This is a genomic window from Rahnella sp. ChDrAdgB13, from assembly GCF_017655185.1.
GTDB lineage: Bacteria > Pseudomonadota > Gammaproteobacteria > Enterobacterales > Enterobacteriaceae > Rahnella > Rahnella contaminans.
Genome location: NZ_JAEMGT010000060.1, coordinates 1 through 26,159, shown reverse-complemented (window position 1 = coordinate 26,159; position 26,159 = coordinate 1). Strand labels below are relative to the sequence as shown.

Annotated in this window: 21 protein-coding genes; 7 read left to right on the top strand and 14 right to left on the bottom strand. The window is 54.3% G+C overall.

The genetic code is table 11. The features are described 5' to 3' along the window. Nucleotides 1-89: 89 nt before the first annotated feature. Entirely contained in the window at nucleotides 90-722 is a 633-nt protein-coding gene (locus J8X26_RS16005; RefSeq protein ID WP_208951372.1) for a flavin reductase family protein, read from the top strand. A 72-nt stretch (nucleotides 723-794) separates the two neighbouring features. Here J8X26_RS16005 and J8X26_RS16000 read toward each other — a convergent pair whose 3' ends face one another. The 4 genes from J8X26_RS16000 to dinG form a co-directional block, all read right to left on the bottom strand. Beyond that, nucleotides 795-2,657 (bottom strand): M3 family metallopeptidase, encoded by a 1,863-nt coding sequence (locus tag J8X26_RS16000; RefSeq protein ID WP_208951371.1) that lies wholly within the window; start codon nucleotides 2,655-2,657, stop codon nucleotides 795-797. 111 nt (nucleotides 2,658-2,768) lie between these two features. Beyond that, nucleotides 2,769-3,110, bottom strand: coding sequence for a zinc ribbon domain-containing protein YjdM (locus J8X26_RS15995; RefSeq protein WP_152324294.1), 342 nt, complete (start codon nucleotides 3,108-3,110; stop codon nucleotides 2,769-2,771). 320 nt (nucleotides 3,111-3,430) lie between these two features. After that, the gene (gene ybiB / locus J8X26_RS15990; protein WP_208951370.1) at nucleotides 3,431-4,393 is read right to left on the bottom strand and encodes a DNA-binding protein YbiB; all 963 of its coding nucleotides are present in this window, start codon (nucleotides 4,391-4,393) and stop codon (nucleotides 3,431-3,433) included. A 61-nt stretch (nucleotides 4,394-4,454) separates the two neighbouring features. Continuing rightward, complete coding sequence (gene dinG, locus J8X26_RS15985) at nucleotides 4,455-6,629, bottom strand: ATP-dependent DNA helicase DinG (RefSeq protein WP_208951369.1); 2,175 nt, start codon at nucleotides 6,627-6,629, stop codon at nucleotides 4,455-4,457. A 312-nt stretch (nucleotides 6,630-6,941) separates the two neighbouring features. On the opposite strand from dinG, the gene J8X26_RS15980 reads away from it, so the two are divergent. Together J8X26_RS15980 and J8X26_RS15975 are read left to right on the top strand one after the other, a co-directional pair. Further along, nucleotides 6,942-8,051, top strand: a complete 1,110-nt coding sequence (locus tag J8X26_RS15980) for a porin (RefSeq protein ID WP_208951368.1) — start codon at nucleotides 6,942-6,944, stop codon at nucleotides 8,049-8,051. 204 nt (nucleotides 8,052-8,255) lie between these two features. Beyond that, entirely contained in the window at nucleotides 8,256-9,062 is an 807-nt protein-coding gene (locus tag J8X26_RS15975; RefSeq protein ID WP_208951367.1) for a 5'-nucleotidase, lipoprotein e(P4) family, read from the top strand. Between the two features lie 114 nt (nucleotides 9,063-9,176). Here the strand turns inward: J8X26_RS15975 and cirA are convergent, their stop codons facing one another. The 6 genes from cirA to yieE form a co-directional block, all read right to left on the bottom strand. Further along, on the bottom strand, nucleotides 9,177-11,150 hold the full coding sequence (gene cirA / locus J8X26_RS15970) for a catecholate siderophore receptor CirA (RefSeq protein WP_165058206.1): 1,974 nt from the start codon (nucleotides 11,148-11,150) through the stop codon (nucleotides 9,177-9,179). A 186-nt stretch (nucleotides 11,151-11,336) separates the two neighbouring features. Then, entirely contained in the window at nucleotides 11,337-12,173 is an 837-nt protein-coding gene (locus tag J8X26_RS15965) for an ABC transporter ATP-binding protein (protein WP_208951366.1), read from the bottom strand. Next, nucleotides 12,173-13,255 carry an iron ABC transporter permease gene (locus J8X26_RS15960; RefSeq protein ID WP_152324301.1) on the bottom strand — a complete coding sequence of 361 codons (1,083 nt, stop codon included), beginning with the start codon at nucleotides 13,253-13,255 and terminating at the stop codon, nucleotides 12,173-12,175. Before J8X26_RS15960 ends, J8X26_RS15965 begins: the two co-directional genes overlap by 1 nt. A gap of 41 nt (nucleotides 13,256-13,296) precedes the next feature. Next, the gene (locus J8X26_RS15955) at nucleotides 13,297-14,472 is read right to left on the bottom strand and encodes an ABC transporter substrate-binding protein (RefSeq protein ID WP_208951365.1); all 1,176 of its coding nucleotides are present in this window, start codon (nucleotides 14,470-14,472) and stop codon (nucleotides 13,297-13,299) included. A 211-nt stretch (nucleotides 14,473-14,683) separates the two neighbouring features. Next, nucleotides 14,684-16,159 (bottom strand): amino acid permease, encoded by a 1,476-nt coding sequence (locus tag J8X26_RS15950; protein ID WP_152324303.1) that lies wholly within the window; start codon nucleotides 16,157-16,159, stop codon nucleotides 14,684-14,686. A gap of 134 nt (nucleotides 16,160-16,293) precedes the next feature. Further along, nucleotides 16,294-17,163, bottom strand: coding sequence for a DNA-binding transcriptional regulator YeiE (gene yieE, locus J8X26_RS15945; RefSeq protein ID WP_152324304.1), 870 nt, complete (start codon nucleotides 17,161-17,163; stop codon nucleotides 16,294-16,296). A gap of 334 nt (nucleotides 17,164-17,497) precedes the next feature. On the opposite strand from yieE, the gene J8X26_RS15940 reads away from it, so the two are divergent. Both J8X26_RS15940 and nfo read left to right on the top strand, forming a co-directional pair. Next, a complete protein-coding gene (locus J8X26_RS15940; RefSeq protein ID WP_244370617.1) occupies nucleotides 17,498-18,535 on the top strand; it encodes a YeiH family protein in 1,038 nt (345 codons plus the stop codon). 88 nt (nucleotides 18,536-18,623) lie between these two features. Beyond that, nucleotides 18,624-19,481, top strand: a complete 858-nt coding sequence (gene nfo / locus J8X26_RS15935) for a deoxyribonuclease IV (protein WP_165058213.1) — start codon at nucleotides 18,624-18,626, stop codon at nucleotides 19,479-19,481. A 78-nt stretch (nucleotides 19,482-19,559) separates the two neighbouring features. Here nfo and fruA read toward each other — a convergent pair whose 3' ends face one another. Genes fruA through fruB form a run of 3 tightly spaced genes read right to left on the bottom strand, consistent with a single transcriptional unit; the run spans nucleotide 19,560 to nucleotide 23,335 of the window. Continuing rightward, entirely contained in the window at nucleotides 19,560-21,257 is a 1,698-nt protein-coding gene (gene fruA, locus J8X26_RS15930; protein WP_208951363.1) for a PTS fructose transporter subunit IIBC, read from the bottom strand. 15 nt (nucleotides 21,258-21,272) lie between these two features. Then, nucleotides 21,273-22,208 carry a 1-phosphofructokinase gene (gene fruK, locus J8X26_RS15925; RefSeq protein WP_056778537.1) on the bottom strand — a complete coding sequence of 312 codons (936 nt, stop codon included), beginning with the start codon at nucleotides 22,206-22,208 and terminating at the stop codon, nucleotides 21,273-21,275. Beyond that, entirely contained in the window at nucleotides 22,205-23,335 is a 1,131-nt protein-coding gene (fruB, locus tag J8X26_RS15920; RefSeq protein ID WP_208951362.1) for a fused PTS fructose transporter subunit IIA/HPr protein, read from the bottom strand. Before fruB ends, fruK begins: the two co-directional genes overlap by 4 nt. Nucleotides 23,336-23,810: 475 nt before the next feature. On the opposite strand from fruB, the gene J8X26_RS15915 reads away from it, so the two are divergent. Then, entirely contained in the window at nucleotides 23,811-25,025 is a 1,215-nt protein-coding gene (locus J8X26_RS15915; RefSeq protein WP_152324309.1) for a sugar efflux transporter, read from the top strand. On the opposite strand, the gene J8X26_RS15910 is transcribed toward J8X26_RS15915, so the two are convergent. Further along, nucleotides 25,022-25,276 (bottom strand): YkgJ family cysteine cluster protein, encoded by a 255-nt coding sequence (locus J8X26_RS15910; protein WP_101076044.1) that lies wholly within the window; start codon nucleotides 25,274-25,276, stop codon nucleotides 25,022-25,024. The genes J8X26_RS15915 and J8X26_RS15910 overlap by 4 nt on opposite strands. 244 nt (nucleotides 25,277-25,520) lie before the next feature. Between J8X26_RS15910 and yeiP the strand changes: the two genes are divergently transcribed. Further along, the gene (gene yeiP / locus J8X26_RS15905) at nucleotides 25,521-26,093 is read left to right on the top strand and encodes an elongation factor P-like protein YeiP (RefSeq protein ID WP_152324310.1); all 573 of its coding nucleotides are present in this window, start codon (nucleotides 25,521-25,523) and stop codon (nucleotides 26,091-26,093) included. Nucleotides 26,094-26,159 lie beyond the last annotated feature (66 nt).

Below are 26,159 nucleotides of genomic sequence, written 5' to 3'. Positions count from 1 at the left end.
CATCCGGGCACATAAAAACGCTCAGCGCCTGTTTAAAACGGGTAATGTACAAATCAGTGTTTTGATGAATCTTTTAACTGAGGAATATCATGAGCGTTGATGATCGTTATTATTACGAACCCGCAAGCGGTCACGGCCTGCCGCATGACCCGTTGAACGCCATTGTCAGCCCGCGTCCGATTGGTTGGATCTCCTCGCGCAATGCGGCCGGTCAGCGAAATCTGGCACCTTACAGCTTTTTTAACTGCTTCAATTATCGCCCTCCGATCATTGGTTTCGCCAGTAGCGGCTGGAAAGACAGCGTGGCGAATATCGTCGAAACCGGCGAGTTTGTCTGGAATCTGACCACGCGCCCGCTGGCGGTCAGAATGAATGAAAGCTCGGCCACGCTGGAACGTGGCGAAGACGAATTTACATTTGCCGGCCTGACGCCGCAGCCGGGCAAGATTGTGGCGGCCGATCGCGTGCTGGAAAGTCCGGTGAATTTTGAATGCAAACTGACGCAGTGTATTCAGTTAAAAACGGCGACAGGTGAGGATATCGATACCTGGCTGGTGCTGGGCGAAGTCGTTGCCGTACATATCGCGCCGCACCTGCTGGTTGACGGTGTTTATCAGACCGCCCTCGCCGAGCCGGTTCTGCGTGCCGGTGGCCCTTCGGCTTACTACGGCATTTCGGAAGATTTGCGGTTCGATTTAATACGCCCTGACGCCCGCCAATAACCGCTGATTTAACCCATAAAAAAACCGCCACCGGTTCAGCACCAGATGGCGGTTTTTTACGTTATGCCGCGGTTATTTCGAACCGTAATTCTGATCCACAAAATCCGCAAAATCCTGGCACATAGCCTCATCGCCGTCGGCGCTGTCCGCCAGGATACGTTTCCCGTCTGCCACGCGAATATGCACGTTGAGATCGAAATCGGCTTCCGGCTGTTCGCGTTCAGAAGCGCCTGTGATTGTGCGCTGAGCATCTTCCCACGCGGCGTCTACCGTCTGATTACACGCCTGCGCCAGATAATCCGGATTGAAGCCCTCACCGGTCAGGCTGCGTAAGGTCTCGTCGTGACTAATACTGTTGCCAGGCGTCCAGTAATGCTTCGCCAGATCCGGGCCAATCGCCGGGTTATCGGTCAGGTAACCGTCACGTTTAAGGAAGAAAGCGCGCGTCTGTTCTACGGCCATCATTGCCAGCAGATAGCCCTGATAAGAACAGGCGGATTCCATCGACAGCAAATGCGGTATCGCCAGCGTCGGACGCGGGCTGCCGGTCACGCCGAGGATATGGGTTTCTACGTCACGCGCCAGCGCGATCATGGCTTCCGGTGTGCGTTTTTCATCCGGCCACTGATAAAGCTGCCATTCGAAATACGGCACCAGCAGAATATGGCGCTCGTTAAAGGAACGCATTGGCTGGCGGGCTTCGATACTGGCGTGAATCAGTTCATCCGGCACCGGCTCACCGGCGGTGTTTTTCGCATAACGTTTCAGCCAGTCCGCGTCTTCCAGCAGGCTGTCGCAGAACATCGACTGCGTTTCGGCGTAGGCCATAGACGTTGGCGGGAATTCCTGTGAGAAGCATGGCGCATTCTGGCGGATATTGGCAAAATGTGCCGCGTGGCCGCCTTCGTGGAACAGTGTATTCAGCCCGCTCGCACCGCTGCCAATCTGATCCGGTTTTGCCAGACTGGTAAAGTTAATCACCGCAGGCACCCATTTGCCGTTGTCATAAAACGGTGGCACCGGTCCGTGCATAAAACCATTCTCAAATTTGCCTTCCCGCACCAGCAAATCCAGCTGCATCTCTGCGCCGTTAAAGCCGATATTCAGGCGCTTGAAGCTGTCAATCCAGCGACGCAGGGAATCGGCAAACGGGAAGTAAGGATCGAGCTGGCGGGTAACGTCACCGGCGCTGGCGAAACGAATATTCCACGGCAGCAGCGCGGCGTCACCTTCACGCGCCACCAGCTCATTAAGGCTGCGCGTGTTGCTCTCACGCGTCTGCTCTTCGAACCGGTCGAGGATGGCGAATAGCTGTTCCGGTGACATGCGCTCGGTTTTATTGACTTTGTAGTCGAAGTAATTGCGATAACCCAGCTGACGCGCAAAGCGGTTACGCAGGCTGATCAGCTGCGGCAAACCGTTATGCAGCAGCCACTCTTCCAGCTCACGTAAGGCGTTTTGAGAACTGCGGCGGTACGCTTCATTTTCGTTGTTCGCCTGATTGGTCAGCAGCTCACCCAGCGAGGCATTGACGCGCTCGCCCTTGCTGTTGATGTGCGTCATGCGGTACTGCTTACGTTTGCTAAACAGAGCGGATTCCGCCTGAATGATTTCATCAAGCAGCACCAGCGCTTCAGGGTCTTCGATGACGTTGCAGTCGAAGAAACTCAGCCAGCCGCGCAGGCCATGCAGCAGCGCATCACGTTCTGCATCCGGCGTTTGTTTTTCGAGACGAGCGATGACCTCACGCAACTGCGCGGGGCGGGTCGGTTCGGAGATAAAGCGTTTATAAGCCGTTTCGGCAGCGGAGAAAGCACGGGAGACATTTTCATCGCCGGTGCCCATATAGTTTTGCCAGAACAGATTTTCTTTGTTCCGGTGGACTTCGAGATAGTCGTGATTGAGGGCGTTAAAATAGTCCTGAGCCTGTTTCATGTAATCTTCTCTGCTGAATGTTAAAGAGATTTTACATTGAGTGTATGTTCAGTCAGCGGTTCTGTCGATATGGCAAAACCGCTGAATGCGGGCAGGCTTCAGAATTTGGGATTAGTTTTTCTTAACAAACTCAGATTTGAGTTTCATCTGCCCAAAACCGTCAATTTTGCAATCGATATTGTGATCGCCTTCGACCAGACGGATGCCTTTCACTTTGGTACCGATTTTCAGCATGGAAGAGCTACCTTTCACTTTCAGGTCTTTGATTACCGTAACGGAATCACCGTCCGCCAGCAGATTACCGTTTGCATCCACGACCTTCAGTGTATCGTCATCACCCGCCGGATCGCTGTTCATTGACCAGACATGGCCACATTCAGGACAGTTAAGCATTTCACCGTCCTGCCAGGTGAATTCGGACTGACATGTCGGGCAAGCTGGCAACGTTTCCATCTTTAAATCTCCATAACACTTTATAAAAAAACGAATGAAATCAGTAAATAGATTCCGTAGTTCCTTTATTTTAGCGTTTAACCACACTTTTGAACAGGGTAAGGGAGATTTTGGGGAAATGAGACAGGCATATGGAGTGAATTTCTCGATGATAAATATGGCTTTTTAAGCTCCCTCCCCTGCGAAGGGGAGGGTTGGGGTGGGGTATTAAAGAAAAACTAAAAATTTTGAAGTATGCATTGACTACAGTTTTGACCTTAATACCCCCTCCCCGCCTCCCCCTTCGCGGGGGGAGGAGCTAACTGAGCTCATTGGGGCTTTTAAAAAATCTGATCCACAATCATTTTGGCTTCGGCCATATCGCCACAAATTTCTGCGGCGACCAGACAACACGCCATCTGCGTGATAATAGCCTGCGGGATAGCGCGTTCGCCCTTCAGACATTCCTGAATGTAGTTCACGGTCGTTTCGACATCTTTGCCGGCCGGTACATCCGCAGCAAAAATCTCTTCCTTCTCCGCCAGTACACTCAGTTCACCACCAGCGATAAAGTGCGTCTGCGGGAAACGTGACGGGTTCGCATACACTTCACCTTCAGTCCCTTGCGTCAGCAAAGCGCGACCGTCGATCTGGCGAAAGAATGAGGAAACGCGCTGCACATATTCCGGGTGAGAAACGCTGGATAAGCGCAGTGAATCCTGCCCGACAAATGGCGTAATGAGTTTTGCCAGCGTATGACTGCTGTTGCGTACGCCCATCTGCCAGCGCAGGGCCAGCTGTTTTTCAATGGGCGGGCACAGAACGGAAACCGGCACAAACACCGGCGCGTTGGCTGCATCGAGTTGCTGCTGGGCCTGCTCCTGAGACCGGGCGGCGTCGATACCCAGCGCCCGGAAAATCTCAGCGCTGGTGATACGCGTCGGGTCTTCGTCTACGCCGTGAACCAGCACCGGTAAACCCAGCCGGCTGAGCAGAACCGCCAGCAGCGGCGTGAGGTTCGCCTGTTTCCGCGCGCCGTTATAGGTCGGGATCACCACCGGAAGCGGGCGATTTTTTGGTGCCTGAAGGCGCATCACAAACGCTTCCATCGCGCTGTAAAAACCGAGCATTTCTTCCTCGGCTTCACCTTTGATTCGGAACGCAATCAGCAGCGCGCCGAGCTGTAAATCAGGTACGTCACCGGCGAGGATTTCACGATACAGCGCGTGCGACTGCTCCCGGTCCAGATCGCGGGCATGGTTTTTTCCGCGTCCGACTTCTTTGATGAGTTTGGTGTAATCCATCGTACCGTTACCTTATCAGTTCAACTGCTTATTCAGGGTAAACAAGATTTTGCGAGAAAAATCACCGGCGGCGCATACGGCGACGAGCGGGCTCTTTTTTCGCGGTTTTAAGGAGATCCGGACGTTTAGCCGACCCCGGCGCGGGCATTCCAGGTTGCTCAATCGGGAACACCGGCAGAGCCGCCAGCAGGCGCGAACCGTAGCTTTTGGTCAGCAAGCGGCGGTCGTAAATCACAATTTCGCCAGTGCATTCATGGCTGCGGATCAATCGCCCGACCTGCTGGATCAGGTTGAAAGACGCGCTCGGCAGACTTTGCACTTCAAACGGGTAACGCTTCAGCGTTTTCAGCCATTCGCCTTCCGTCAGAATCACCGGGCTGTCCACCGGCGGGAACGCAATTTTATGAATATGCACCTGCGTCAGCAATTCACCTTTCAGATCCAGCCCTTCGGCGAAGGATTGCAGGCCAATCAGCACGCTGGTGGTGCCCGCAGAAACACGTTTGCGGTGTTCCTCGACCAGACGATAGCGCGGCTGATCGCCCTGTACCAGCAGCATCAGGCGCAGATCCGGCAGCAGTGAGACGAACTGTTGCAGGGCGCGGTTACTGGCGAACAACACCAGCTGGCCGGTATGTTTCCCTTTCGCCAGCTCCGTGCGGAAGAAATCTGCCATCTCCTGCAAATGCGCCGCTTCATTAGCCAGAACCGGCTCAAGCGTCATTTGCGGGATCACCAGTTTGCCCTGCGTCACGTGATTGAACGGAGAATCCAGGCTGATAAAACGGTCGCCCGCTTTTTCGTTCAGCCCGCTCATTTCCTGAATGCGCGAGAAACTGTTGAGCGAACGCAACGTTGCGGACGTCACCACCACGTGCGGCACTTTGCGCCACAGCATTTTTTCCAGCTGTTCGCTGACGCGTATACCCGCGCAGTGAAACACCAGATGCGTCTGGTTATCAAAATATGTACGCGTGACCCACTTGCCGATTGGCGCGTTTGACGCTTTGTCCAGCGCCGCCAGCCGCCACAGTTTGCTCATCGTTTCGAGATAACCCTGCATGCGGCTCATGTGCAAAATAGCCCGGTGCAGACGCATGATGTCGTGTTTACCGGTCTTTTCACTCAAATCATTCACCATGTATTCCGCCAGACTGCGCAGACCATCGGTGAGTTTAAACAGGCGGCTGCACTGCTCTGTCAGCTCCGCAGGCAACATTCCCAGTTCGAAACGGTATTCGGCTTCCGGCTCATCCGGCGGCAAGTACTGACCTACTGTTTGTTCAATCGACAGCAGCAGTTCGCGCATTTCCGCACAGTGATTATGCAGACGCTCGGCGCTGGTCAGCGGCGGCGGATTTTTCGGGGTGAACAGCGCCAGACATTGCTCAATCTGGCGCACAAAATTGTCCAGTTGCAGGTGGTTCCAGACGGCCGTAATTTCAGCGTCCACTTCCAGCGCATCGCGTGCGACTTCCGGCAGATGGTGGCCTTCGTCGAGCACCAGCAGCAAATCTTTGGCCGGCGGAAGCACGGATTCAGATTCCAGCGCCGCCATCACCAGCGCATGGTTAGTGACCACCACATCGGCGCTTTCAATCTCTTTTCGCGCCACGAAATACGGGCATTCGCGGAAATAGTGACAGTTACGGCTCAGGCAGTTGGCTTTGTCAGTGCTGATTTTTATCCATAACGGATCGTCGATGGTTTTCTGGTAGTGATCGCGCAAACCGTCCCATTCGTAGCGTGAGAGCGCAGTTTCCAGCGTTTTAGACAGTTTCTGTTCTTCACCGCTGGAAGGCGCAAGTTCATCGCCGAGAAATAATCCCAGATCGCCCTGCGCGTTTTCATTGCTCATCGCCGCCAGATTGCGCGGACAAACGTAGCGCCCGCGCCCGAAAGCGCCGGTAAATTTCAGGTCGGGAATGATTTTTTTCAGCAGGGGTAAATCTTTACTGAAAATTTGATCCTGCAACGCCACGTTGGCCGTGCTGACAATCAGCGGCTTTTCTTCTTCGCGGCTGACGGCAATGCCTGGGATGAGGTAGGACAGCGTTTTCCCGACGCCGGTCGGCGCCTCGATGGCCAGATGCCGGGCAGAATCACCGGAGAAAACTTTCGCCACCTCCGCAATCATCTCGCGTTGCGGAGCACGGGGAATGAAATCCGGAATTTGCTGTTGCAGGGCTTTATACCACTGGCTTATCTGATTTTTTACTGCGGGGGAAAGCGCCATGCATCTCTTTTTTGTACGTCGGGACAGGAATGTTGGGGTCTATTGTCACACAGACCCGCCTCTGGCGCAGCCCGAAATCACGACGAAATTCGCCTTATAATTCGGCATAAAAAGTGGAGGACTTGTAAAAAAAAGAAAAGTTCATTTCTGATTGTCATAAATTGATCACAAATCTACGGTAAAAAATCCTCGCTAAGAAAATTCCCAACCGATGCGGAATGAATAGCAAAAATGATGATTAGCGTCTTTCCATAAGACTTCATATAAAGCTTTCCCGAAAAGCTTTTAATAAAAAATGCAGGGTACAATTTCATGAAACGTAATATTCTGGCACTTTTAATTCCTGGTTTACTGATTGCATCAGGAGCTCACGCAGCGGAAGTTTATAATAAAGACGGTAATAAACTGGATCTGTACGGTAAAGTTAAAGGGCTGCATTATTTCTCTGATTCTGCCAGCAATGACGGTGACCAGAGTTACATTCGTTTCGGTTTTAAAGGCCAGACACAAATTAATGATTTAATCACCGGCTACGGTCAGTGGGAATACAACGTGATGGCTAACCACGCTGAATCTGACAGCAAAACGCCAAGCACTACCGGTACCAAAACCCGTCTGGGCTTTGCAGGTTTGAAATTCGGTCAATACGGTTCCATCGACTACGGCCGTAACTACGGCGCACTGTACGATGTTGAAGCCTGGACCGATATGTTCCCTGAGTTCGGCGGCGACGGTTACACCAAAGCTGACCGCTTCATGACAGGCCGTACCAACGGTGTGGCAACCTACCGTAACCGCGGCTTCTTCGGCCTGGTTGATGGTCTGAACGTTGCCGTTCAGTACCAGGGTAAAAACGAAAACGACAGCCGCAGCAGCAGCACCGCAAACGGTGACGGCTATGCCCTGTCGACCACTTACGCACTGGCTGATACCGGCGTGAGCTTCGGTGGCGCTTATGCTTCTTCTGACCGCACAACGGGCCAGAGCAATTCTACTTACGGTAAAGGCGATAAAGCAGACGCCTGGACCGGCGGCATGAAATACGATGCAAACGGTGTTTATTTAGCCGCTATGTATGCTGAAACCCGTAATATGATCGCTATTACCGTGCCTGGCGGTATTGCAGGCGCACCTGCTGGCAGCGGTTTTGCTAATAAAACACAAACTTTCGAAGCTGTTGCACAATATCAGTTTGAAAATGGCCTGCGTCCGTCACTGGGTTATGTTCAGACTAAAGCGAAAGATATTGAAAATATCGGTGATGCAGACCTGGTTAAATATGTTGACGTAGCGGCAACTTATTATTTCAACAAAAACATGTCCGCGTATGTTGATTATAAAATCAACCAACTGTCTGACGACAACAAATTGGCTCTGAATAACGACGACGTGACGGCTGTCGGTCTGGTTTATCAGTTCTGATTTAAGTCAAATATCCTCCCTCATTGTTATTTCTCTGTCTTTGATTTTTTTGGCCGGACTCACCCTCCGGCTTTTTTCATCTCTGCCATTTTCCGACACGCCTCGCGTTAATCGTCATAAACTCTTCCACACCCCGCTAAATCTGCTACAGTTTTAACGATTTTCATGAATGCGAATCTTTCTTAACAAGCATAGGGATGACTAATGAATAAAATTTCGCTTTGCACCACCAGTGCGTTGATCATGCTGGCTCTAAGCGGCTGTGCGCAGCAAAAGCCGGATACCCAGCAGAAACTGAACGATCAGTCGGTGATGGCGCTGAACTGGTTCCAGCAATCCGGTGAATATCAGGCGCTGGCTTATCAGGCGTTTAACACCGCGAAAATGGCGTATGACCAGGCCAAGCCACTGGCAGGACAGAAGAAAGCCGTCATCGTCGATCTTGATGAAACTATGCTTGATAACAGCGCTTACAGCGCGTGGCAGGTCAAAGCGAACAAACCTTTCGACAGCAAAACCTGGTCACAATGGACGGCAGCCCGTCAGGCAACCGCCGTTCCGGGTGCTGTTGAATTCGCCAACTACGTCAATACCCACGGCGGCACGATGTTCTATGTTTCAAACCGCAAAACCAGTGAATACGCCGCGACTGTCGACAATATGAACCGTCTGGGCTTCACCGGCGCCAACGACAAAACCGTGTTGCTGAGTTCCGATACCTCCAACAAGCAGGCCCGTTTTGACGCTGTCAAAGCCGCCGGTTATCACGTTGTCTTATACGTGGGCGACAATCTTAACGACTTCGGATCCGCCACTTATCACCAGAATAACGAACAGCGCCGCGCCTTCGTGAACCAGAACCATCAGCAGTTCGGCACCCAATATATCGTTCTGCCGAACCCGCTGTACGGTGACTGGGAGAGCGGTCTGGCGAAGGATTACAATAAGTTGTCGCCGGAAGCGAAATTATCTGTCAGAGAGCAAAACTTAAAGGCGTGGGACGGAAAATAATCGCTTTCAGAAAGCTGGCAAACTTTTCTGGTTCCACCGGAAGCTCAAATCGAAGAAGACTCGGTTTCTGGCTGGCCGCGAGAAAAAAGCCGCTTTTGTAGCGGCCTCCTGCAATCAGAAACTATAGTCGATCGCCGCAAAGTACCGGCGTCCGTCCTCGTTATAGCTGTAGTCATCCCGGTTCAGGTCTTTATCCGTCAGGTTCAGCACACCGGCCCGCAGTTTCACGGCTTTATTCACCTGATACGAACCGCCGGTGTTCCAGACGGTGTACCCGCCAGGTGTGGCGTTACCGTCGGTGACGGTGCGGCTTTTACCTTTGTAGTTGGCGGAAACGTAGAAGCTCCAGGCATCCCACGGTTTCCAGTCCAGCGTAGCGTTACTGGTGTGGAATGGCAGTTCGGACAACGGTTTATTTCCACCGTTGCTCAGGTCACGCGCGTCGTTGTAGGTGTAGTTCAGCTTCAGGTTCAGCACGTCGGTAACCGGCAGGCTGACTTCGGTTTCCAGACCACGGATGCGGGCTTTATTGACGTTATAGTAACGGAAGATCGGATTACCGCTGGCGTCAAAGCCGACAAAGTTCGCGTAGGTCGGCGCCAGATTACGGTTGGCGGTGCGTATAACGGTGATCATGTCGTCGATATCGTTCTGGAAGACCGTGGCGCTGGCGCTCACATCTTCCAGCCAGCCTTCCTGACCGGCGTAGTACATGCCGAATTCCACGCTTTCGCTGGTTTCTGCTTTCAGGTCTTTGCTGCCGACCACATTACAACTGCCGCGGCAGGAAGCACTTTGCCAGTCCGGGCTGAGCTGTAACAGGGACGGCGCTTTGAAGGCCGATGCCCAGCCGCCTTTTAGCGTAACGGTGTCGGTGGCGTTGTAGACCAGATACGCACGCGGGCTCCAGTTGACGCCGTAGTTTTCATGGTCGTCCATGCGCACGCCACCGGTCAGCGCGAGGCTTTCGAAAATACGCCATTCGTCTTCGAGGAACAGCGCGTACTGGTTGGCCTGCGTGCTGCCGCCGCTCTTCATGTTGACGCCATCTTCGAGTTTATCGTTACGGTATTCGCCGCCGAACGTCAGGAACTGGTTGTAATCCCCCAGCGGGATCACGACTTTTCCATCGAGGGAATTATTCTTCGAGGTGATGGTTTCGGCGTTTTTGTTCTCGATGTTTTCACCGTAGAAACGCAGTTCAGTGTTCGCCAGCCCCCAGCGCCCGTTGTGGCCCAGCGAGTAGTTTTCGCGCTCAATGCGGTTTTTATCCAGCGTATCGGAATCTCTGTCCTGACGATCCCTACCGTAGCCGAACGTCATATCCTGATCTTCGGTTGGCGTCAGGGAGAATTCCACATTGGCGTTGCGCGACGTGTAGCCTTCGATGCGTGGCTGGCCGGTGCTGCCGCTGGCGGAGCTGGCCTGATCTTTCTCACGTTTACCCAGCGCGCCGTAGACTTTTACGCCGAGCAGATCGTCAACCAGCGGGCCGCTGGCGAAGAAATTTCCGTTGCCGCTGTCGCCGCGATCGCGGTGTTCCTGAACCGTGGTGTCCGCGCTCAACGTACCGTGCCACGCGGTGCCGACTTTGCGGGTGATGATGTTAACCACGCCGCCCAGCGCATCGGAACCATAAAGTGAGGACATCGGCCCGCGCACCACTTCGATACGTTCGATTGATTCCGCCGGGATCCAGCTTAAATCGAAATCGTTATGGCGGAATACGGCGTTGCGGGAATTCACGCGTTTGCCGTCAACCAGAATCAGGGTGTAACCGCTGCCCAGCCCGCGGATACTGACGCCCTGACGGTTGTCGCTTTCATTGGTGATTTGCACGCCCGGCACATCTTTCAGAACGTCTTTCAGGTTCTGAACCGGTTTTTTTTGCAGGTCTTCGCGGGTGATGACGCTGATACTGGCTGGCGCATCTTTGAGGTTTTGCTGGATGGCGGAAGCCGTCACCACCATCTGGTCTTCTTTTTCTTTCACTTCAGAAACGTCTTCCGCCATCGCAGGACACGCGGCGGCAAACAACTGAGCGAGCAGCCCGGCTTTGATCGCCGGTGTAAATTTGACCTTAACCATTTCTTCTCTCCATGAGATAAAACAACCCCGCCGGTGCGGGACGTTGTAATTAAATTCCGTCAAACCGGTAAACGCGGCGCGAACAAACCCGCCCGGTTTATCAGGATGTATTTATTAGTTTCAGGCTCACAATGTGAAAGGCGGACGCCGCTGCGTTGGCTGCGTCCGTTTTTATTTCGTCAGAACTTAAATCGAAGGGTCGCTGACCAGTCCGTCGATGAGGATCTGCGGCGTTCCCTGCGAGCAGCGTTCAATTCTCCCGCGCACGCCGTAAACGCGCGCGAGACTTTCCGGGGTGATCACCGCTTCCGGCTCGCCGTCAGCAATCAGATTACCGTCCTTGAGCATCAGCACGCGGTCGCCGTGGCGCAGCGCGATATTGATGTCATGCACCACCACCACGGTCACGATATTGCGTTTTTGCGTTTCCCTGCGCACCAGATCCATCACGTGGAACTGGTAGTTCAGATCGAGCGCGCTGAGCGGTTCATCAAGCAGCAGCAGCGATGGCTGGCGGATCAGCGATTGCGCCAGCCCGACCAGCTGTTTCTGCCCGCCGGAAAGCTGATCCAGATAACTCAGCGCCAGATGTTCAATACCGAGCTGACGCAGCAGCGCCATCACGCTGTCCGTGCCTTCAGAGGCTTTTCCTTTACCGCCGGACGCACGCTGCGCCACGATAATGGATTCCAGCACATGCAGATGCACACCGGCTGGCAGCGTTTGCGGCAGATACACCACCTGCTCCGCGCGACGGGCAAACGGCATCGGCATTAAATCGTGGCCGTCGAGCATCAACTGCCCTTCCGCCCGGTTCAGCCCGGCCAGCGAACGCAGTAAGGTGGATTTCCCGCTGCCGTTGGGCCCGAGCAGCACGGTAATTTTCCCGCGCGGCAGCATCGGTACGTTCAGGTTGCGGATCACAGGGCGCTTAGGATAACCCGCGTTGAAATCGCGGATTTGCAGCCCCTGCGTGGCGGCATTGAACAACGTTTGCGGATCGGTTTCGAGCATCGCAGACATCAGACGTTCCCCCTGTGGCGAAGAATAATGCTGAGGAAGAACGGCACGCCGACCAGCGAAGTCACGATACCGACCGGAATAATGACGCCCGGCACCAGATTTTTAGACGCCACCGACGCCATCGACAGCACCAGCGCACCAATCAGCGCACTCGCCGGCAGATAGAAACGGTGATCTTCACCAAACATCAGGCGCGCAATATGCGGCGCGACCAGCCCGATAAAACCAATCGGCCCGACAAATGCCACCGCCAGTGCGGAAAGAATACTGATACGCAGCAACGTGCCAAGACGTAAACGGCGCACGTCGATACCAAAACTCACCGCGCGATCTTCACCCAGACGCAGCGCGGTCAGCTTCCACGCGCTCATCATCGACCACGGCAGTAAAATCAGAAACGCCAGCAGCATCACGCCCAGTTTCACCCACGACGCACGCGCCAGGCTGCCCATCGTCCAGAAAACTAAGCCCTGTAAGGTGTCTTCGGTGGCGATGAACTGCATCAGGGAAACCAGTGCGTTGAAGGTAAAGACCAGCGCGATACCAAACAGCACCACGCCGGAGCTGGCGACGCGCGTCCAGCGGGTGATGCCGTCAAGCATCAGCGCGGCGAGCAGCGCAAAAATAAAGGCGTTCGCGGAGATAAACCATTGATCCGGGATCCCCGGAATGCCGATACCCAGCACGATAGCCAGTGCCGCGCCGAACGCTGCCGCAGAAGAAACCCCGAGCGTAAACGGGCTGGCCAGCGGGTTGTTCAGGATGGTTTGCATTTCTGCACCCGCCAGCCCCAGAGACATCCCCACCGCCACCGCCATCAGCGCGTAAGGCATGCGGATATCCCACACAATCACGCGCGTGCCCGGATCTGCCGCTGCCGCATCGAACAGCGTTTTCCACAGCGTACCGAGTGACAACCCCGACGGCCCCATAATGAAATCAATCACCAGTGAGACGATAATCGCCAGCACCAGGACCAGCATGATTAACAGACGGCGGCGGACGATATTCTGGTATCGCCCCATCACGCTGTTGTCGGTAGTGGCTTTCACCGCCAGCGCGGGTTCGGTCGTTGTACTCATGATTCGCTTCTGTCTCTTTAACGTAAAAACTGACGGCGGAATTACTTGCCGCTTTCCGGTTTAACCGCATCCGTCCAGTAAGTGCCTGTCGGTTCCACGGCAAGGAACTGCTTATAGAGTTGTTTCTGCGTTTCCTGCGGATCCAAATCCGCAAATTTCTCCGGATAAAATGCTTTGGCAAAGACCTGCACGGCCAGCACGTTATACGGCGAATTGTAATAATTGTGCCAGATGCCAAAACTGCGGCCATTTTCCACGGCTTTCAGCGTGCTGATGCCTTTACGTTGCAGGAGCGGCGTCAGGCTGGCACGTGCTTCTTCCGGCGTGGTTTGTGCGCCGAGCACTAATCCGGTTGGCGCCGGATCACCCGCTTTCGCCGGTTTCCCGCCACCGCTGACCAGATATACATCCGGCTGCGCCGCAATCACTTTTTCGAGATTGACCAGACCCAGCGGCCCCGGCAGCAACGGTTTGGCAATATTAACCCCACCCGCCTGATCGATGAAATCACCCATGTTGCCTTTACCGGCAGAACGGCAACATTCATCCGCGGTTGAGGCGCGTAATTCGATAAAGACTTTCGGTTTATCCTGCTCAGGAATGTCTTTCGTGACATCCGTGACGCGTTTGATGTTGTCCTGATAAAAGCGGATATAGTCCTGCGCCTGTTTTTCGCGGTTGAGCACTTTACCCAGCAGCTCCATGCTCGGCAGGGTATTTTTCAGCGGCGACGTGCGGAAATCCACAAAGACCACCGGCACATCGGCTTTCTGCAATTGTGTCACCAGCGCACTTTCTTTGCCCGGCCCGTGGCCCGACAAACCAAAAATCGCTAACTGCGGATTCAGCGTCAGCACTTTTTCCGGACTGATGCTATCGGCGCTGGTGTTACCAATCAGCGGGATTTTATCGATCTGCGGGAATTTAGCCTGATACGTCGCGTACGTTTGCGGATCCAGCTTACGGAAATCGCCCTGCCAGCCCGCAATGCGGTCAAACGGCTTCTGGCCTTCGAGCAGGGAAACGGCAAAGAACAACCGCCCTTCTCCCAGCACTACACGCTGGACGTCATCCGGCACCGTGACCGTTCTTCCGGCAATATCCGTGACCGTCACCGCCTGAGCGCTCAGGCTTAACATGCCAAGGGTGCATCCTAATAATCCGCCAGCAATTCGTTTGCTAAACAGCGTACTGATAAAATTCTGCTGATAATTCATCTTCTTCCGATTCCTTTACGTTTCCCTGAAGTGGGGCTAACAATAAAAGAAATGATAACGATTATCAATGCAGTTTACAGAACCTATCAAGGTTACAGAGAGATCGGGCGCGGGGAAACAGGGCTGAAGTAACAAAGCATTACGGAAAGAAAGGTATAAAAAAAGCGGAGCCTGGGCTCCGCCTTTGCAACAAAATAGCCGTTCCGGTCAGTTATTTATCCACGTGTTCCGGGAATTCCATTTCGCTGTATTTCACCACTTTGGTGCCTTTGGTCAGCTTGTAGCCAAACCAGATGATCAGGAACAGTGGCAGACCAATGTACGTCGCCGCAACGCCGCCCCAGTCAATGGTATCTTTCAGGAACGCCTGATAGTTCTGGCCCAGCGTGATGATCAGACACAGCACAAAGGCAAAGACCGGGCCGAACGGGAAGAAGCCGGACAGATAAGGCAGTTTCTTCAGGTCAAGACCTTGTGAAACATAGCCGCGACGGAAACGGTAATGGCTCACCGCGATGCCCAGCCACGCAATAAAGCCCGTCATACCGGACGTGTTCAGCAGCCACAGGTAAACGGTCTGGTTACCAAACATTGAGCTCAGGAAGCACAGCGCGGCCACAATGGTGGTGGCGTAAAGTGCGTTGCGCGGCACACCGCCTTTCGACAGTTTGGCGAAAATGCGCGGCGCTTTACCTTCGCTGGCCAGCGTAAACAGCATACGGGTTGACGCGTACATGCCTGAGTTACCGGCAGACAATACGGCGGTCAGGATCACGGCGTTCATCACCGCTGCGGCGGAAAGCAGACCGGCATTACGGAACACCAGCGTGAACGGGCTGACAGAGATATCGCCCACTTCGTTACGCAGCAAGCTTGGGTCGGTGTAAGGAATGATCAGGCTGATGACCAGAATCGCCAGAATATAGAACAGCAGGATACGCCAGAACACCTGACGCACTGCCCGTGGGATATTTTTGCCCGGGTTTTCAGATTCACCGGCGGCCACGCCAATCAGTTCGGTTCCCTGGAAGGAGAAACCGACGATCATCGCCACACCTATCATCGAGGCAAACCCGCCTGCAAACGGCGCATCACCGATTGTCCAGTTGTGCCAGCCCGCAGTTTCAGCACCGCGCATAATGCCGGTGATCATCAGCACGCCCACGGCGATGAAGATGATGACGGTGACCACTTTGATCAGGGAGAACCAGTATTCCGCTTCGCCGAAACCGCGTACGGAAATGTAGTTAAGCAGGAAGATCAGACCGAGGAACAAGGCGCTCCAGATCCAGCCCGGCGTGTCCGGGAACCAGTAGTTCATCACCAGTTGTGAGGCCACGAGGTCAACGGCGATAGTTACCGCCCAGTTGTACCAGTAGTTCCAGCCCAGTGCGAAACCGAAACCTTCTTCGACATAACGGGAGCCATACGTGGAGAATGAACCGGAAACAGGCATGAATGCCGCGAGTTCACCGAGGCTGGTCATCAGGAAGTAAACCATGATGCCGATCAGTGCGTAGGACAGCAGTGCGCCGCCCGGGCCCGCCTGTGAAACTGTCGCGCCGGAGGCGACGAATAAACCCGTACCAATTGAACCGCCGATGGCGATCATCGTTAAGTGACGTGCCTTGAGCTCGCGACGCAGTGTGGGAGCCACCTGCGTATTTTTTGTAGGTTGTTGAGCCATTTTTACCCTATATCCGCTCGTCATTATAAAATTTAAGCGCGGATTGTAGCAAAACCTGCCGCTCTGAATAGCAGGAACGACCTGTTATAAGACACCTTCATAACAGGCCGCGGATCATTAGTGAAAGACCGTAATCAGGATTCGCGACAATAGGTTAAAAACCGCGATAAGGCGTTGGAGATGTGTTTCTGACGGTGATGAATGAGATAAAGCTTACGCACCAGCGGGGCAACCGGCAGGCGGATTTCCACCAGCGAGCCGCTGCTAAGCTGCTCGGCAATCACCCGGCGCGACAGACAGCTGATGCCAATTCCGTGACGCACCGCGTGCTTGATGGCCTCGGAATTTCCCAGCTCCATCACCAGATTGAAATCCGGTAACTGCGGAAGCAACATGTGATCTAACACTTCGCGCGTGCCCGAGCCGCGTTCACGCAAGATCCACGGTTCCCGCGCCAGTGCTTCAAGTGAAACCGTCTGCCCCGCCAGCGGATTTTCCGGTGCGACAAACACCACCAGTTCGTCATCCAGCCAAGGTTGCGTAATCAGCTCCGGCAACTGGCACGGCCCTTCGATAAGCCCCAGATCCACCCGAAAATCAGAGACGGCGTTAATCACGTCATTGGTGTTGCCGACGTTAAGTTCCATCGGCGTATGCGGGAAATCCAGCCGGTATTCCGCAATCATCGCCGGCAGCATGTAATTACCGATGGTGCTGCTCGCACCGATGCGCAGCGAACCGTTGTCGTGATTAAACAGGCGCTCGATTTCGCCCGCCTGTTCAAGCAGCGCCAGCGCTTTCGGGTATAACAGACGCCCATGTTCATTGATTACCAGCCGTTTACCGACACGGTCAAATAATTGCACGCCAAGTTGGCCTTCGATATCGGCCAGTGCGGCACTCACCGCGGATTGTGATAATGAAAGCACCACCGAGGCCTGCGTAGTCGACCCGCTTTTCAGCACCTCGGCGAAAACTTCAAGTTGTCGCAATGTTATGTGCATAAATGTCCCGCTATCCTTACAAGCCCTCCGGTCCGCTGATTGCTTGTTCAAAAATGTCTGCTCAGAAATCTGTTCAGAAGAAAAACCGCCGCGTACCGCACGCTTTCTCTTTCTTCAGTATAGACCCGTAGATCGGGGCGACCATTTTGCCCCCGGTTTTCAGCGCATTCTATACCAGTTTTTCAGATAGGTTATAAAGTTATAATCAATTTCATTTTTATATAAGCGCGGCGTAGCCTTATCGCATCACTCCTTAGATGAGGAAACGACGATGAATACATTGCCGCTCAATAAACGCGACACACTCAAAAATACCGTTCCGCAACCGCTGCGGATGAGTCGTGTCATTCCCGGCCTGGCGCTGACCGGCGTCATTACTGCTCTGGCTATCTGGCTGAGTGATTTTCCGGCACTAAGCCAGCTCGGGCTGAGCGCCCTGACGCTGGCGATCGTTATCGGCATGGTTATCGGCAACACGTTTTATCCTGCCGCCCGGCCATGGTGCGAGAAAGGCGTCACGCTGGCAAAGCAGCGCCTGTTGCGGCTCGGCATCATTCTTTACGGCCTGCGCCTGACGTTCGCGCAAATCGCTGACGTCGGTGCAACCGGCATTCTGATTGACGCCATGATGTTGTGTTCCACCTTCGCGCTGGCCTGCTGGCTGGGACAACGCGTGTTTAAATTAGACCGCGACACCTCCATGCTCATCGGTGCAGGCAGCAGCATTTGTGGCGCGGCCGCCGTGATGGCGACAGAGCCGGTGCTCAACGCCAAAGCAGAAAAAGTCACGGTTGCCGTGGCTACGGTCGTTATTTTCGGCACCGCGGCCATCTTCCTGTATCCGTGGTTATGGCAACTTAACGCGCATTATCACTGGGTGAACCTCACGGCTGCACAGTTCGGGATTTATACCGGCTCGACGGTGCATGAAGTGGCGCAGGTGGTTGCCGCCGGTCAGGGTGTCAGCCCGGACGCTGAAAACGCGGCGGTGATTGCCAAGATGATCCGCGTCATGATGCTGGCTCCGTTCCTGCTGCTGTTATCCGGCTGGATTGCCCGAGGTAAAGGTGTGAAAGAAGCCGGTGAGAAATCAGGTTTGCGTAACATCACGATCCCGTGGTTCGCGCTGATATTCATTCTGGTGGCGGCGTTCAACTCGCTGGATATTCTGCCGCACAACTGGATCCCGCCGCTCATCACGCTCGACACCGTGCTGCTTGCGATGGCGATGGCAGCGCTTGGCCTGACAACACACATCAGCGCGCTGCGTCAGGCGGGGCTGAAACCGATGTTGCTGGCGGCAATATTGTTTGTCTGGCTGATTGCTGGCGGCGCGGGGATCAACGAACTGGTTCAGCATCTTTTTGGCTAATGTTGCGGGTTTTAACACTTCTCTGCTGCGCCTGCCTTGTGCAGGCGCTATCATTCTCCCTTAGATCAAGAATAAATGAGGAGCGGAAATGAAGTTTATAGGAGCACACGTGAGTGCTGCGGGCGGCGTCGATCAGGCCGTGCTGCGGGCACACGAGCTGGAAGCCACGGCTTTTGCGCTTTTCACCAAGAACCAGCGTCAGTGGAAAGCGGCACCGTTGCCGGAAGATGTCATCGAAAAATTCAAAATAGCCTGTGAAAAGTATGGCTATCAGAGCAACCAGATTTTGCCGCATGACAGCTATCTGATTAACCTCGGCCACCCGGTTACCGAAGCGCTGGAAAAATCCCGCGAAGCCTTTCTTGATGAACTGCAACGTTGCGAACAGCTCGGCCTTTCGCTGCTCAATTTCCATCCGGGCAGCCACCTGATGCAAATCGATGAAGACAAATGTCTCGAACGCATTTCTGAATCCCTGAACATCGCGCTGGCACAGACGCAGGGCGTCACCGCCGTCATCGAAAACACCGCCGGTCAGGGCAGCAATCTGGGTTTCCGCTTTGAGCATCTGGCGAAAATTATTGATGGCGTCGAAGACAAAAGCCGCGTCGGCGTCTGCATTGATACCTGCCACGCTTTCGCCGCCGGTTACGATCTGCGAACTGTCGAAGAGTGCGAGAAGACCTTCAAACATTTCGAAGACGTTGTCGGATTTAAGTACCTGCGCGGTATGCATCTCAACGATGCGAAGAGCGAATTCAACAGCCGCGTCGACCGCCACCACAGCCTCGGTCAGGGAAACATTGGCAATACGGTGTTCAGCTGGATGATGCGCGACGCGCGGTTTGACGGTATCCCGATGATCCTCGAGACGGTTGATCCGGAGATCTGGAAAGATGAGATCGCGTGGTTAAAAGGGGAAGCGGCGGCTGAAGTCGCGGCTTAATTTTGCAGATAGCCGCTGCAAAAAAAAAGCGCGACTCATTTTTAAGTCGCGCTTCTCTCACCTGCTGAACAGCAATTATCAGGCTACTTTAGCGGCCAGCTGCGCATCTGAACGTTTCAGAACCGCATAAGCGCCACCCGCCAGAACGGTACCGGCAATAATCGCCACCAGGTAACCAAGTACCGGTGTGATTGCGCCTGGGATCAGCAGAACAAACAGACCACCGTGCGGTGCCATCAGTTGTGCATGGAATGCCATGGACAACGCACCGGTCAGTGCACCACCGGCGATACAGCACGGCAGAACACGCATCGGGTCACGGGCAGCGAACGGAATCGCACCTTCGGAGATAAAGCACAGGCCCAGAACCAGCGCTGCTTTACCGCCTTCGCGTTCACTTTGTTCGAACTTGTTACGCGCCAGCAAGGTCGCCAGACCCATCGCCAGTGGTGGCACCATACCGGCAGCCATGATGGCGGCCATTGGTGCGTACACGGAAGAACTCAGCAACGCGACGCCGAACGCGTAAGCCGCTTTGTTTACCGGGCCACCCATGTCGGTACACATCATCGCACCGAGGATTGCGCCGAGCAGTACGGCGTTCGCAGTTCCCAGAGATTGCAGCCATGCGGTCAGACCTGACATGATTTTTGCCACCGGCGTACCGACAACATAAATCATCACCAGACCCGTAATCAGGCTCGCGACCAGCGGGATGATCAGGATAGGTTTCAGGGCTTCCATACTTTGCGGTAGCTTCAGCTTGCCACTGATAGCTTTCGCCACGTAACCCGCGAGGAAACCGGCAATTATACCGCCAAGGAAACCGGCACCGGTGCTCACGGCTAACATACCGCCGATAAGACCCGGCGTCAGACCAGGACGGTCAGCGATGGAGAAGGCAATAAAACCCGCCAGAACCGGAACCATCAATGCGAAGGCTGAAGCGCCCCCGATTTGCATCAGCGCAGCCGGCAGCGTGCCTTTAACTTCAAAGGCTTTAATACCGAAAACGAAGGACAACGCGATACACAAGCCACCCGCCACTACCATCGGCAGCATGTAAGACACGCCGGTCAGCAGGTGACGATATGGCCCAGAACCGCCCGCTTCTTTCTTCTTCGCCGTGGAAGTTGCGCCCTGTGCATTAGGGGCAAACACTTCCGCTTCTACCAGTGCTTTATCCAGCTCCTGTTTGGTCTTTTTCAATGCCAGACCGGTAGAGGTACGGTACATCGGCTTACCGGCGAACTTCGCCAGATCCACTTCGATGTCAGCCGCAACGATGACCAGATCTGCCGCCGCCACTTCTTCAGGCGTGATGGCGTTACCGGCACCGACGGAACCACGGGTTTCCACTTTCACCCACCAGCCGCGTTTTTTCGCTTCGCTTTCAATAGCTTCAGCCGCCATGAAAGTGTGCGCCACGCCGGTCGGGCAGGCAGTGATAGCAACGATACGTTTTGGACCAACTGCACCGGCAGGTGCTGATACGGCTACAGCCGGTGCCACGTAAGGTTTGGCTTCTGTCAGTGCGCGTGCCAGAAATGCCTGAGGATCGCGAACGGCATCCGCCACATCACCGGTATAAATGTTTTTACCTGTCAGCGTCGCATCGTTGGGTACGGTCTCACCGGCCACGATCACAACTTCAGCGTCAGCGGCCTGATCGACCACCTGATGCCCTGCTTTCGCCGCAGCAGCAGCGAGCAAATTTTTCGCCAGATGGCTGCGAGCCTGTCCCAGCGAACTGTCTATCATCAGCAGCGTTTTCATTCTGCCTCCTGCGGATTAAAAGGGTTTCAGATCAACACGGGCCATCATCGCCGCGAGCTGCGGACGATCGGTGACACCGACATTACTCTGGCTGACAGCCAGTGCGGCAACAGCCGTTGCCAGGCGTAGCGTATGTTCGCTGGATTCGCGCATCAGCAAGCCGTAAATCAGGCCACCGACCATGGAATCACCGGCACCGACGGTGCTGACAACTTCACAGGCTGGCGGTTTGGCGATCCACGCGCCGGAGGCGTTAACCCACAATGCGCCTTCAGCACCCAGCGAAATCACCACGTGGGCAATTCCCTGATCACGCAAGGCATGCGCAGCTTCAACCACGTCACTCAGTTCCGGCAATTTACGGCCAGCCCAGATTTCCAGTTCACGACGGTTAGGTTTAACCAGCCACGGTGCAGCTTTCAGACCGGCCACCAGTGCTTCACGGCTGCTGTCGAAAATGATGCAAGGACACTGCGCGCGCAGACGTTTCATCCAGTCAGTGAATGCGTCAGGATCAACGCCCGCTGGCAGGCTGCCGCTCACGGCGACCATGTCGAACTGACCCAGCCAGGACAGGGAATCCGTCACGAAACGTTCCCAGTCAGCAGGCGTCACATTGAAGCCGGAGAAGTTGAAGTCGCTGACTTCACCATCTTTTTCGGTCAGTTTGACGTTAATACGCGTACGGCCATTGACGACTTGGAAACGGTTCGCGATGCCCAGATCGCTGAACAGCAACTGGAAGCCGTCCTGATTTTCTTTGCCCAGGAAGCCGCCAACGGTGACGTCGATGCCGAGATCTTTCAGCACCTTCGCAACGTTGATGCCTTTACCGGCGGCGTGCAGACCAGTGGTTTGCACCAGATTGACTTCACCACGTTCGATTTCGGGCACATAGCCCACTAAATCGTACGCAGGGTTTAAAGTAATTGTGGCGACCCGACGGCTCATGCGCCCTCCCCAAGACCTTCGGCAATCGCTTCGCCGATGGTTTTTAATGCCAGTTCTGCATCTTCACCACTGGCGGTAAAGCGCAGGTGGTGACCTTTTTTCACGCCCAGCGCCACGACTTTCATCAGGCTGCGGCCGTTGGCAGGTTTACCGCTGCCATCAAGATTGGTAACGGTGATTTCACTGCTGAACTGTTTGATCACGTTCACTAATGCCGTGCCCGGACGCGCATGCAGGCCATGTTCGTTACGGATAACGAATTCAGCCGTCAGCACGTTGGCTTGTTCTTCGACTTCGCTGGTCAGCAATGCCAGCACGCCAACGGCATCTGCCGTCAGCAAGCGTTCAGCTTTATTGGCAATCAGCAGGTCGCTCAGGTAATTCAGCACGTCCAGCGGCTGGTCATCTGCGACAGAAATCGTCAGCAGCATAGAAACCTTTTCACCGGCCAGATCAAACGCCTGATGCGCACGGCTGACGGTGGCAGCACTTTTCAGATTACCTTCCGTGCTGTCGCTCAGCCAGATGCCGTGCCCCAGATTCAGTGGTTTGCGGCTGATAACATCGCTGACGAAAGCGGTATTAACGGCACCCACCTGTTGCAGACGGCCTGCGTTCAGCGCCTGCAATGTGATCAGGCTTTCCGCCGCCACATCAACAGCAATCAGTTGGGTATCAAACAGGAATTCAGCGGCATTTTTCTCGCCCATCAGCAGGCTGCGCAGTTCTTCAGCTGAATCTGTTTTTGCCAGACGCTCAGCCACGCTGTCGTCACTTAAGACATGCGTCAGCTGACGCAGCAAACCGAGGTGTTCATCAGAACGCGCCGCGATGCCGATAACGACATAAGCAGTTTGCCCTTCGCCCCACGCGATGCCCTGCGGGAACTGGAAAACCTGGACGCCGGTATCAAGCACCAGATCACGGGTATCTGTGGTGCCGTGCGGGATAGCAATACCGTTGCCAAGGTATGTAGAAGTTTGCAGCTCACGCGCTAACATGCCGTCTACATAACCTTCGCTGACGCGGCCAGCCTGAGTCAGTGCTGCTGCGACCTGGCGAATTGCTTCCTGCTTATCGCTGGCAGCCGCACCGAGATGAATATCTTGCTGTGACAGTTGGAACATAATTCTCCTCTCCTGCTGAAATTGAATCGTTTCAGCTTTACTGAGAAAAAAGGAGCGCCATCAAATTTCAGAAGAGAAACTGACAACGCTGAAACGTTTCAAGGAGTCTCAATCCGGCCTGTTTTTAAATCAAGCTTTCCCTGATTTGACGTAACAATTTTTTGATGCCACGCACAGTTTCCTTTTTTGCGACGCCCTGAAGCCTGTGACTTAACGCAAATGCTGAAGTCAGGCTGAAGCGGCCAAAAACAGTTTAGCTGAAGGTAGCTGGCGGGTTTGAGTGGATGACCTCCTGTGACCGGACGGCTGCCGGTTTGGGTTATTTTTAACACAATGTGCGGTTTTATTATTCAGTATGGCAAATACACTCCGGTTTACATTTTTGATGATCAAAACCTGTTTTTGTTTTTTTTAAACTGACGTAACATTCGCGCAAATTTCGTCCTCCTTCTCTTCACTCTGGTTCAGCTATCTAATGCGAATTTCTACAACGTCAGCCCGCCGCTTACCCGACATGACGTCGACTGCTTTTTTGATCATCGCCTTTCTCACCGGAATTGCCGGTGCCCTTCAGACCCCGACGCTCAGCCTGTTTCTGACTTCTCAGGTACACGTCAGCCCGTTTATGGTCGGCATCTTCTTTACCGGCAGTGCCGTGATTGGCATTTTCGTCAGCCAGCTGCTGGCGACCTGGTCGGACAAACGCGGTGACCGCAAAACGCTGATCCTGTATTGCTGCATTCTGGGCGCGCTGGCGTGTGTCCTTTTCGCCTTCAACCGTAACTACTTTATTTTGCTGTTTATCGGCGTTTTACTGTCGAGTTTCGGCTCAACCGCCAACCCGCAAATGTTTGCCCTTGCGCGCGAGCATTCCGAGAAAACCGGGCGCGAAGCCGTGATGTTCAGCTCTATTTTGCGCGCACAGGTTTCTCTGGCCTGGGTTGTCGGGCCGCCGCTGGCTTTCGCCCTGTCGATGGGATTCGGATTTACCTTCATGTATTGCGCCGCCACGCTGGCGTTTCTGTTATGTGGCGCAATGGTCTGGATGTTCCTGCCCTCTATGCCTAAAGCGCACATCAAAACGACTGCCACGCTGGAAGCCCCGCGCCGCAACCGCCGCGACACGCTGATGTTGTTTATCGCCTGTTCCCTGATGTGGGCGGCCAACAGTATTTATCTGATCAATATGCCGCTGTACGTGGTGCGCGAACTGGGCTTGCCTGAGAAACTGGCGGGCGTGCTGATGGGCAGCGCCGCCTGTCTCGAAATCCCGACCATGCTGATCGCCGGATATCTGGCAAAACAGTTAGGTAAGCGTTTCCTGATGCGGTTTGCCGTGGTGGCGGGAGTGATTTTCTACACCTGTATTTTATTTACAACCGGAGCCGCAGCGATGATTGCTTTACAGCTGCTGAACGCCATTTTCATCGGCATTCTGGCCGGCATCGGCATGCTGTATTTTCAGGATTTAATGCCGGGTCAGGCGGGTGCGGCGACAACGCTGTTCACCAATTCCACCCGTGCAGGCTGGATCCTCGCCGGTTCACTGGCGGGCGTGATTGCGCAGTTCTGGACGTATCACGCAGTGTTTTACGCCGCACTGGTGATGGTGGTGGGCGCGGTTGCGTGCATCTGGAATGTGAAAAACGTCGATAAGCCAGCGGAAGAAACGCCGGAAGCCGCAGCTTAAGGCGCGGTATCGGCTTCGAGTTTGATGAGATATGTCAGCGCCTGGTCGCGGTGTGTGAAACACATTTCGCGGCTGGCCTGCAGGCTGCCACAAACTTTTGGCCGCAGCGGCGAGGTGAAAATCTGGCACAGGAAGTTATCGGCCAGATGAATGCAGCGGGTGTTGGCGGGTTTGCCGTCCGGCATTCCGGGGATCGGGCTGGAAATTGAAGGCGCTATGCAACAGGCTCCGCAATCGGTACGACAGTCCATTAACAGCCTCCTCAGGTCTCATTTTGAGGCGCGACAATAGCAGGCGCGCAACACCGCCACCAGCGAAATATTTACTACTCTTTAACACTGTATATCGAACATTTTTAATGTCGGCAGGCAGACCACAAAAATTGCGTCAGAAAGCGGGTTTTCCCGACTCTTTTTACGCTATCTGCTTGCCTGAAATCAGCGGCGCGGGTAACGTGTCGCAAATTATTATTCTCTCTGCTGACAGGTTATTTATATGGCACGTGCTAACGAAATTAAACGCGGCTTCGTTGTGAACTACGACGGCAAATTGCTGCTGGTAAAAGACATTGATGTGCAGAGCCCAAGTGCCCGTGGTGCCAGCACCTTGTACAAAATGCGTTTCGCCGATGTGCGTACCGGCGGCAAGGTGGAAGAACGCTTCAAGGGTGACGACATTCTCGACACCGTGACCCTGACCCGCCGTAAGGTGAATTTCTCCTACGTTGACGGCGATGAGTACATCTTTATGGATGACGAAGACTTCACGCCTTACACCTTCAATAAAGCGCAGATTGAAGAAGAGCTGCTGTTCATTCCTGAAGAGGGTTTACAGGGTATGCAGGTTCTGACGCTGGACAGCCAGCTGCTGGCGCTGGAAATGCCACAGACAGTGGATCTGGAAATCGTTGAAACCGCGCCAGGTATCAAAGGTGCGTCTGCAAGCTCACGTACCAAACCTGCTGTGATGGCTACCGGCCTGAATATTCAGGTGCCAGAATATCTGAGCTCCGGCGACAAAATCCGCATTCATATTGCTGAACGTCGTTATATGGGCCGCGCAGACTAAGAGCCTATCCCAATAGGATTTTATTCCAGATAATGATGCCGCAGGTAAAATGCAGCATCGCCTCAT

Bases quoted from the DNA above. Each gene is read 5' to 3' on its own strand.
- yieE (WP_152324304.1), bottom strand. From the start codon at position 17,163: ATGCACATAACATTGCGACAACTTGAAGTTTTCGCCGAGGTGCTGAAA.
- J8X26_RS15995 (WP_152324294.1), bottom strand. From the start codon at position 3,110: ATGGAAACGTTGCCAGCTTGCCCGACATGTCAGTCCGAATTCACCTGG.
- fruK (WP_056778537.1), bottom strand. From the start codon at position 22,208: ATGAGCCGTCGGGTCGCCACAATTACTTTAAACCCTGCGTACGATTTA.
- J8X26_RS15975 (WP_208951367.1), top strand. From the start codon at position 8,256: ATGAATAAAATTTCGCTTTGCACCACCAGTGCGTTGATCATGCTGGCT.
- J8X26_RS16005 (WP_208951372.1), top strand. From the start codon at position 90: ATGAGCGTTGATGATCGTTATTATTACGAACCCGCAAGCGGTCACGGC.
- ybiB (WP_208951370.1), bottom strand. From the start codon at position 4,393: ATGGATTACACCAAACTCATCAAAGAAGTCGGACGCGGAAAAAACCAT.
- J8X26_RS15910 (WP_101076044.1), bottom strand. From the start codon at position 25,276: ATGGACTGTCGTACCGATTGCGGAGCCTGTTGCATAGCGCCTTCAATT.
- nfo (WP_165058213.1), top strand. From the start codon at position 18,624: ATGAAGTTTATAGGAGCACACGTGAGTGCTGCGGGCGGCGTCGATCAG.
- yeiP (WP_152324310.1), top strand. From the start codon at position 25,521: ATGGCACGTGCTAACGAAATTAAACGCGGCTTCGTTGTGAACTACGAC.
- J8X26_RS15940 (WP_244370617.1), top strand. From the start codon at position 17,498: ATGAGTCGTGTCATTCCCGGCCTGGCGCTGACCGGCGTCATTACTGCT.
- J8X26_RS15915 (WP_152324309.1), top strand. From the start codon at position 23,811: ATGCGAATTTCTACAACGTCAGCCCGCCGCTTACCCGACATGACGTCG.
- cirA (WP_165058206.1), bottom strand. From the start codon at position 11,150: ATGGTTAAGGTCAAATTTACACCGGCGATCAAAGCCGGGCTGCTCGCT.
- J8X26_RS15950 (WP_152324303.1), bottom strand. From the start codon at position 16,159: ATGGCTCAACAACCTACAAAAAATACGCAGGTGGCTCCCACACTGCGT.
- J8X26_RS15955 (WP_208951365.1), bottom strand. From the start codon at position 14,472: ATGAATTATCAGCAGAATTTTATCAGTACGCTGTTTAGCAAACGAATT.
- fruA (WP_208951363.1), bottom strand. From the start codon at position 21,257: ATGAAAACGCTGCTGATGATAGACAGTTCGCTGGGACAGGCTCGCAGC.
- J8X26_RS15980 (WP_208951368.1), top strand. From the start codon at position 6,942: ATGAAACGTAATATTCTGGCACTTTTAATTCCTGGTTTACTGATTGCA.
- J8X26_RS16000 (WP_208951371.1), bottom strand. From the start codon at position 2,657: ATGAAACAGGCTCAGGACTATTTTAACGCCCTCAATCACGACTATCTC.
- J8X26_RS15960 (WP_152324301.1), bottom strand. From the start codon at position 13,255: ATGAGTACAACGACCGAACCCGCGCTGGCGGTGAAAGCCACTACCGAC.
- fruB (WP_208951362.1), bottom strand. From the start codon at position 23,335: ATGTTCCAACTGTCACAGCAAGATATTCATCTCGGTGCGGCTGCCAGC.
- J8X26_RS15965 (WP_208951366.1), bottom strand. From the start codon at position 12,173: ATGTCTGCGATGCTCGAAACCGATCCGCAAACGTTGTTCAATGCCGCC.
- dinG (WP_208951369.1), bottom strand. From the start codon at position 6,629: ATGGCGCTTTCCCCCGCAGTAAAAAATCAGATAAGCCAGTGGTATAAA.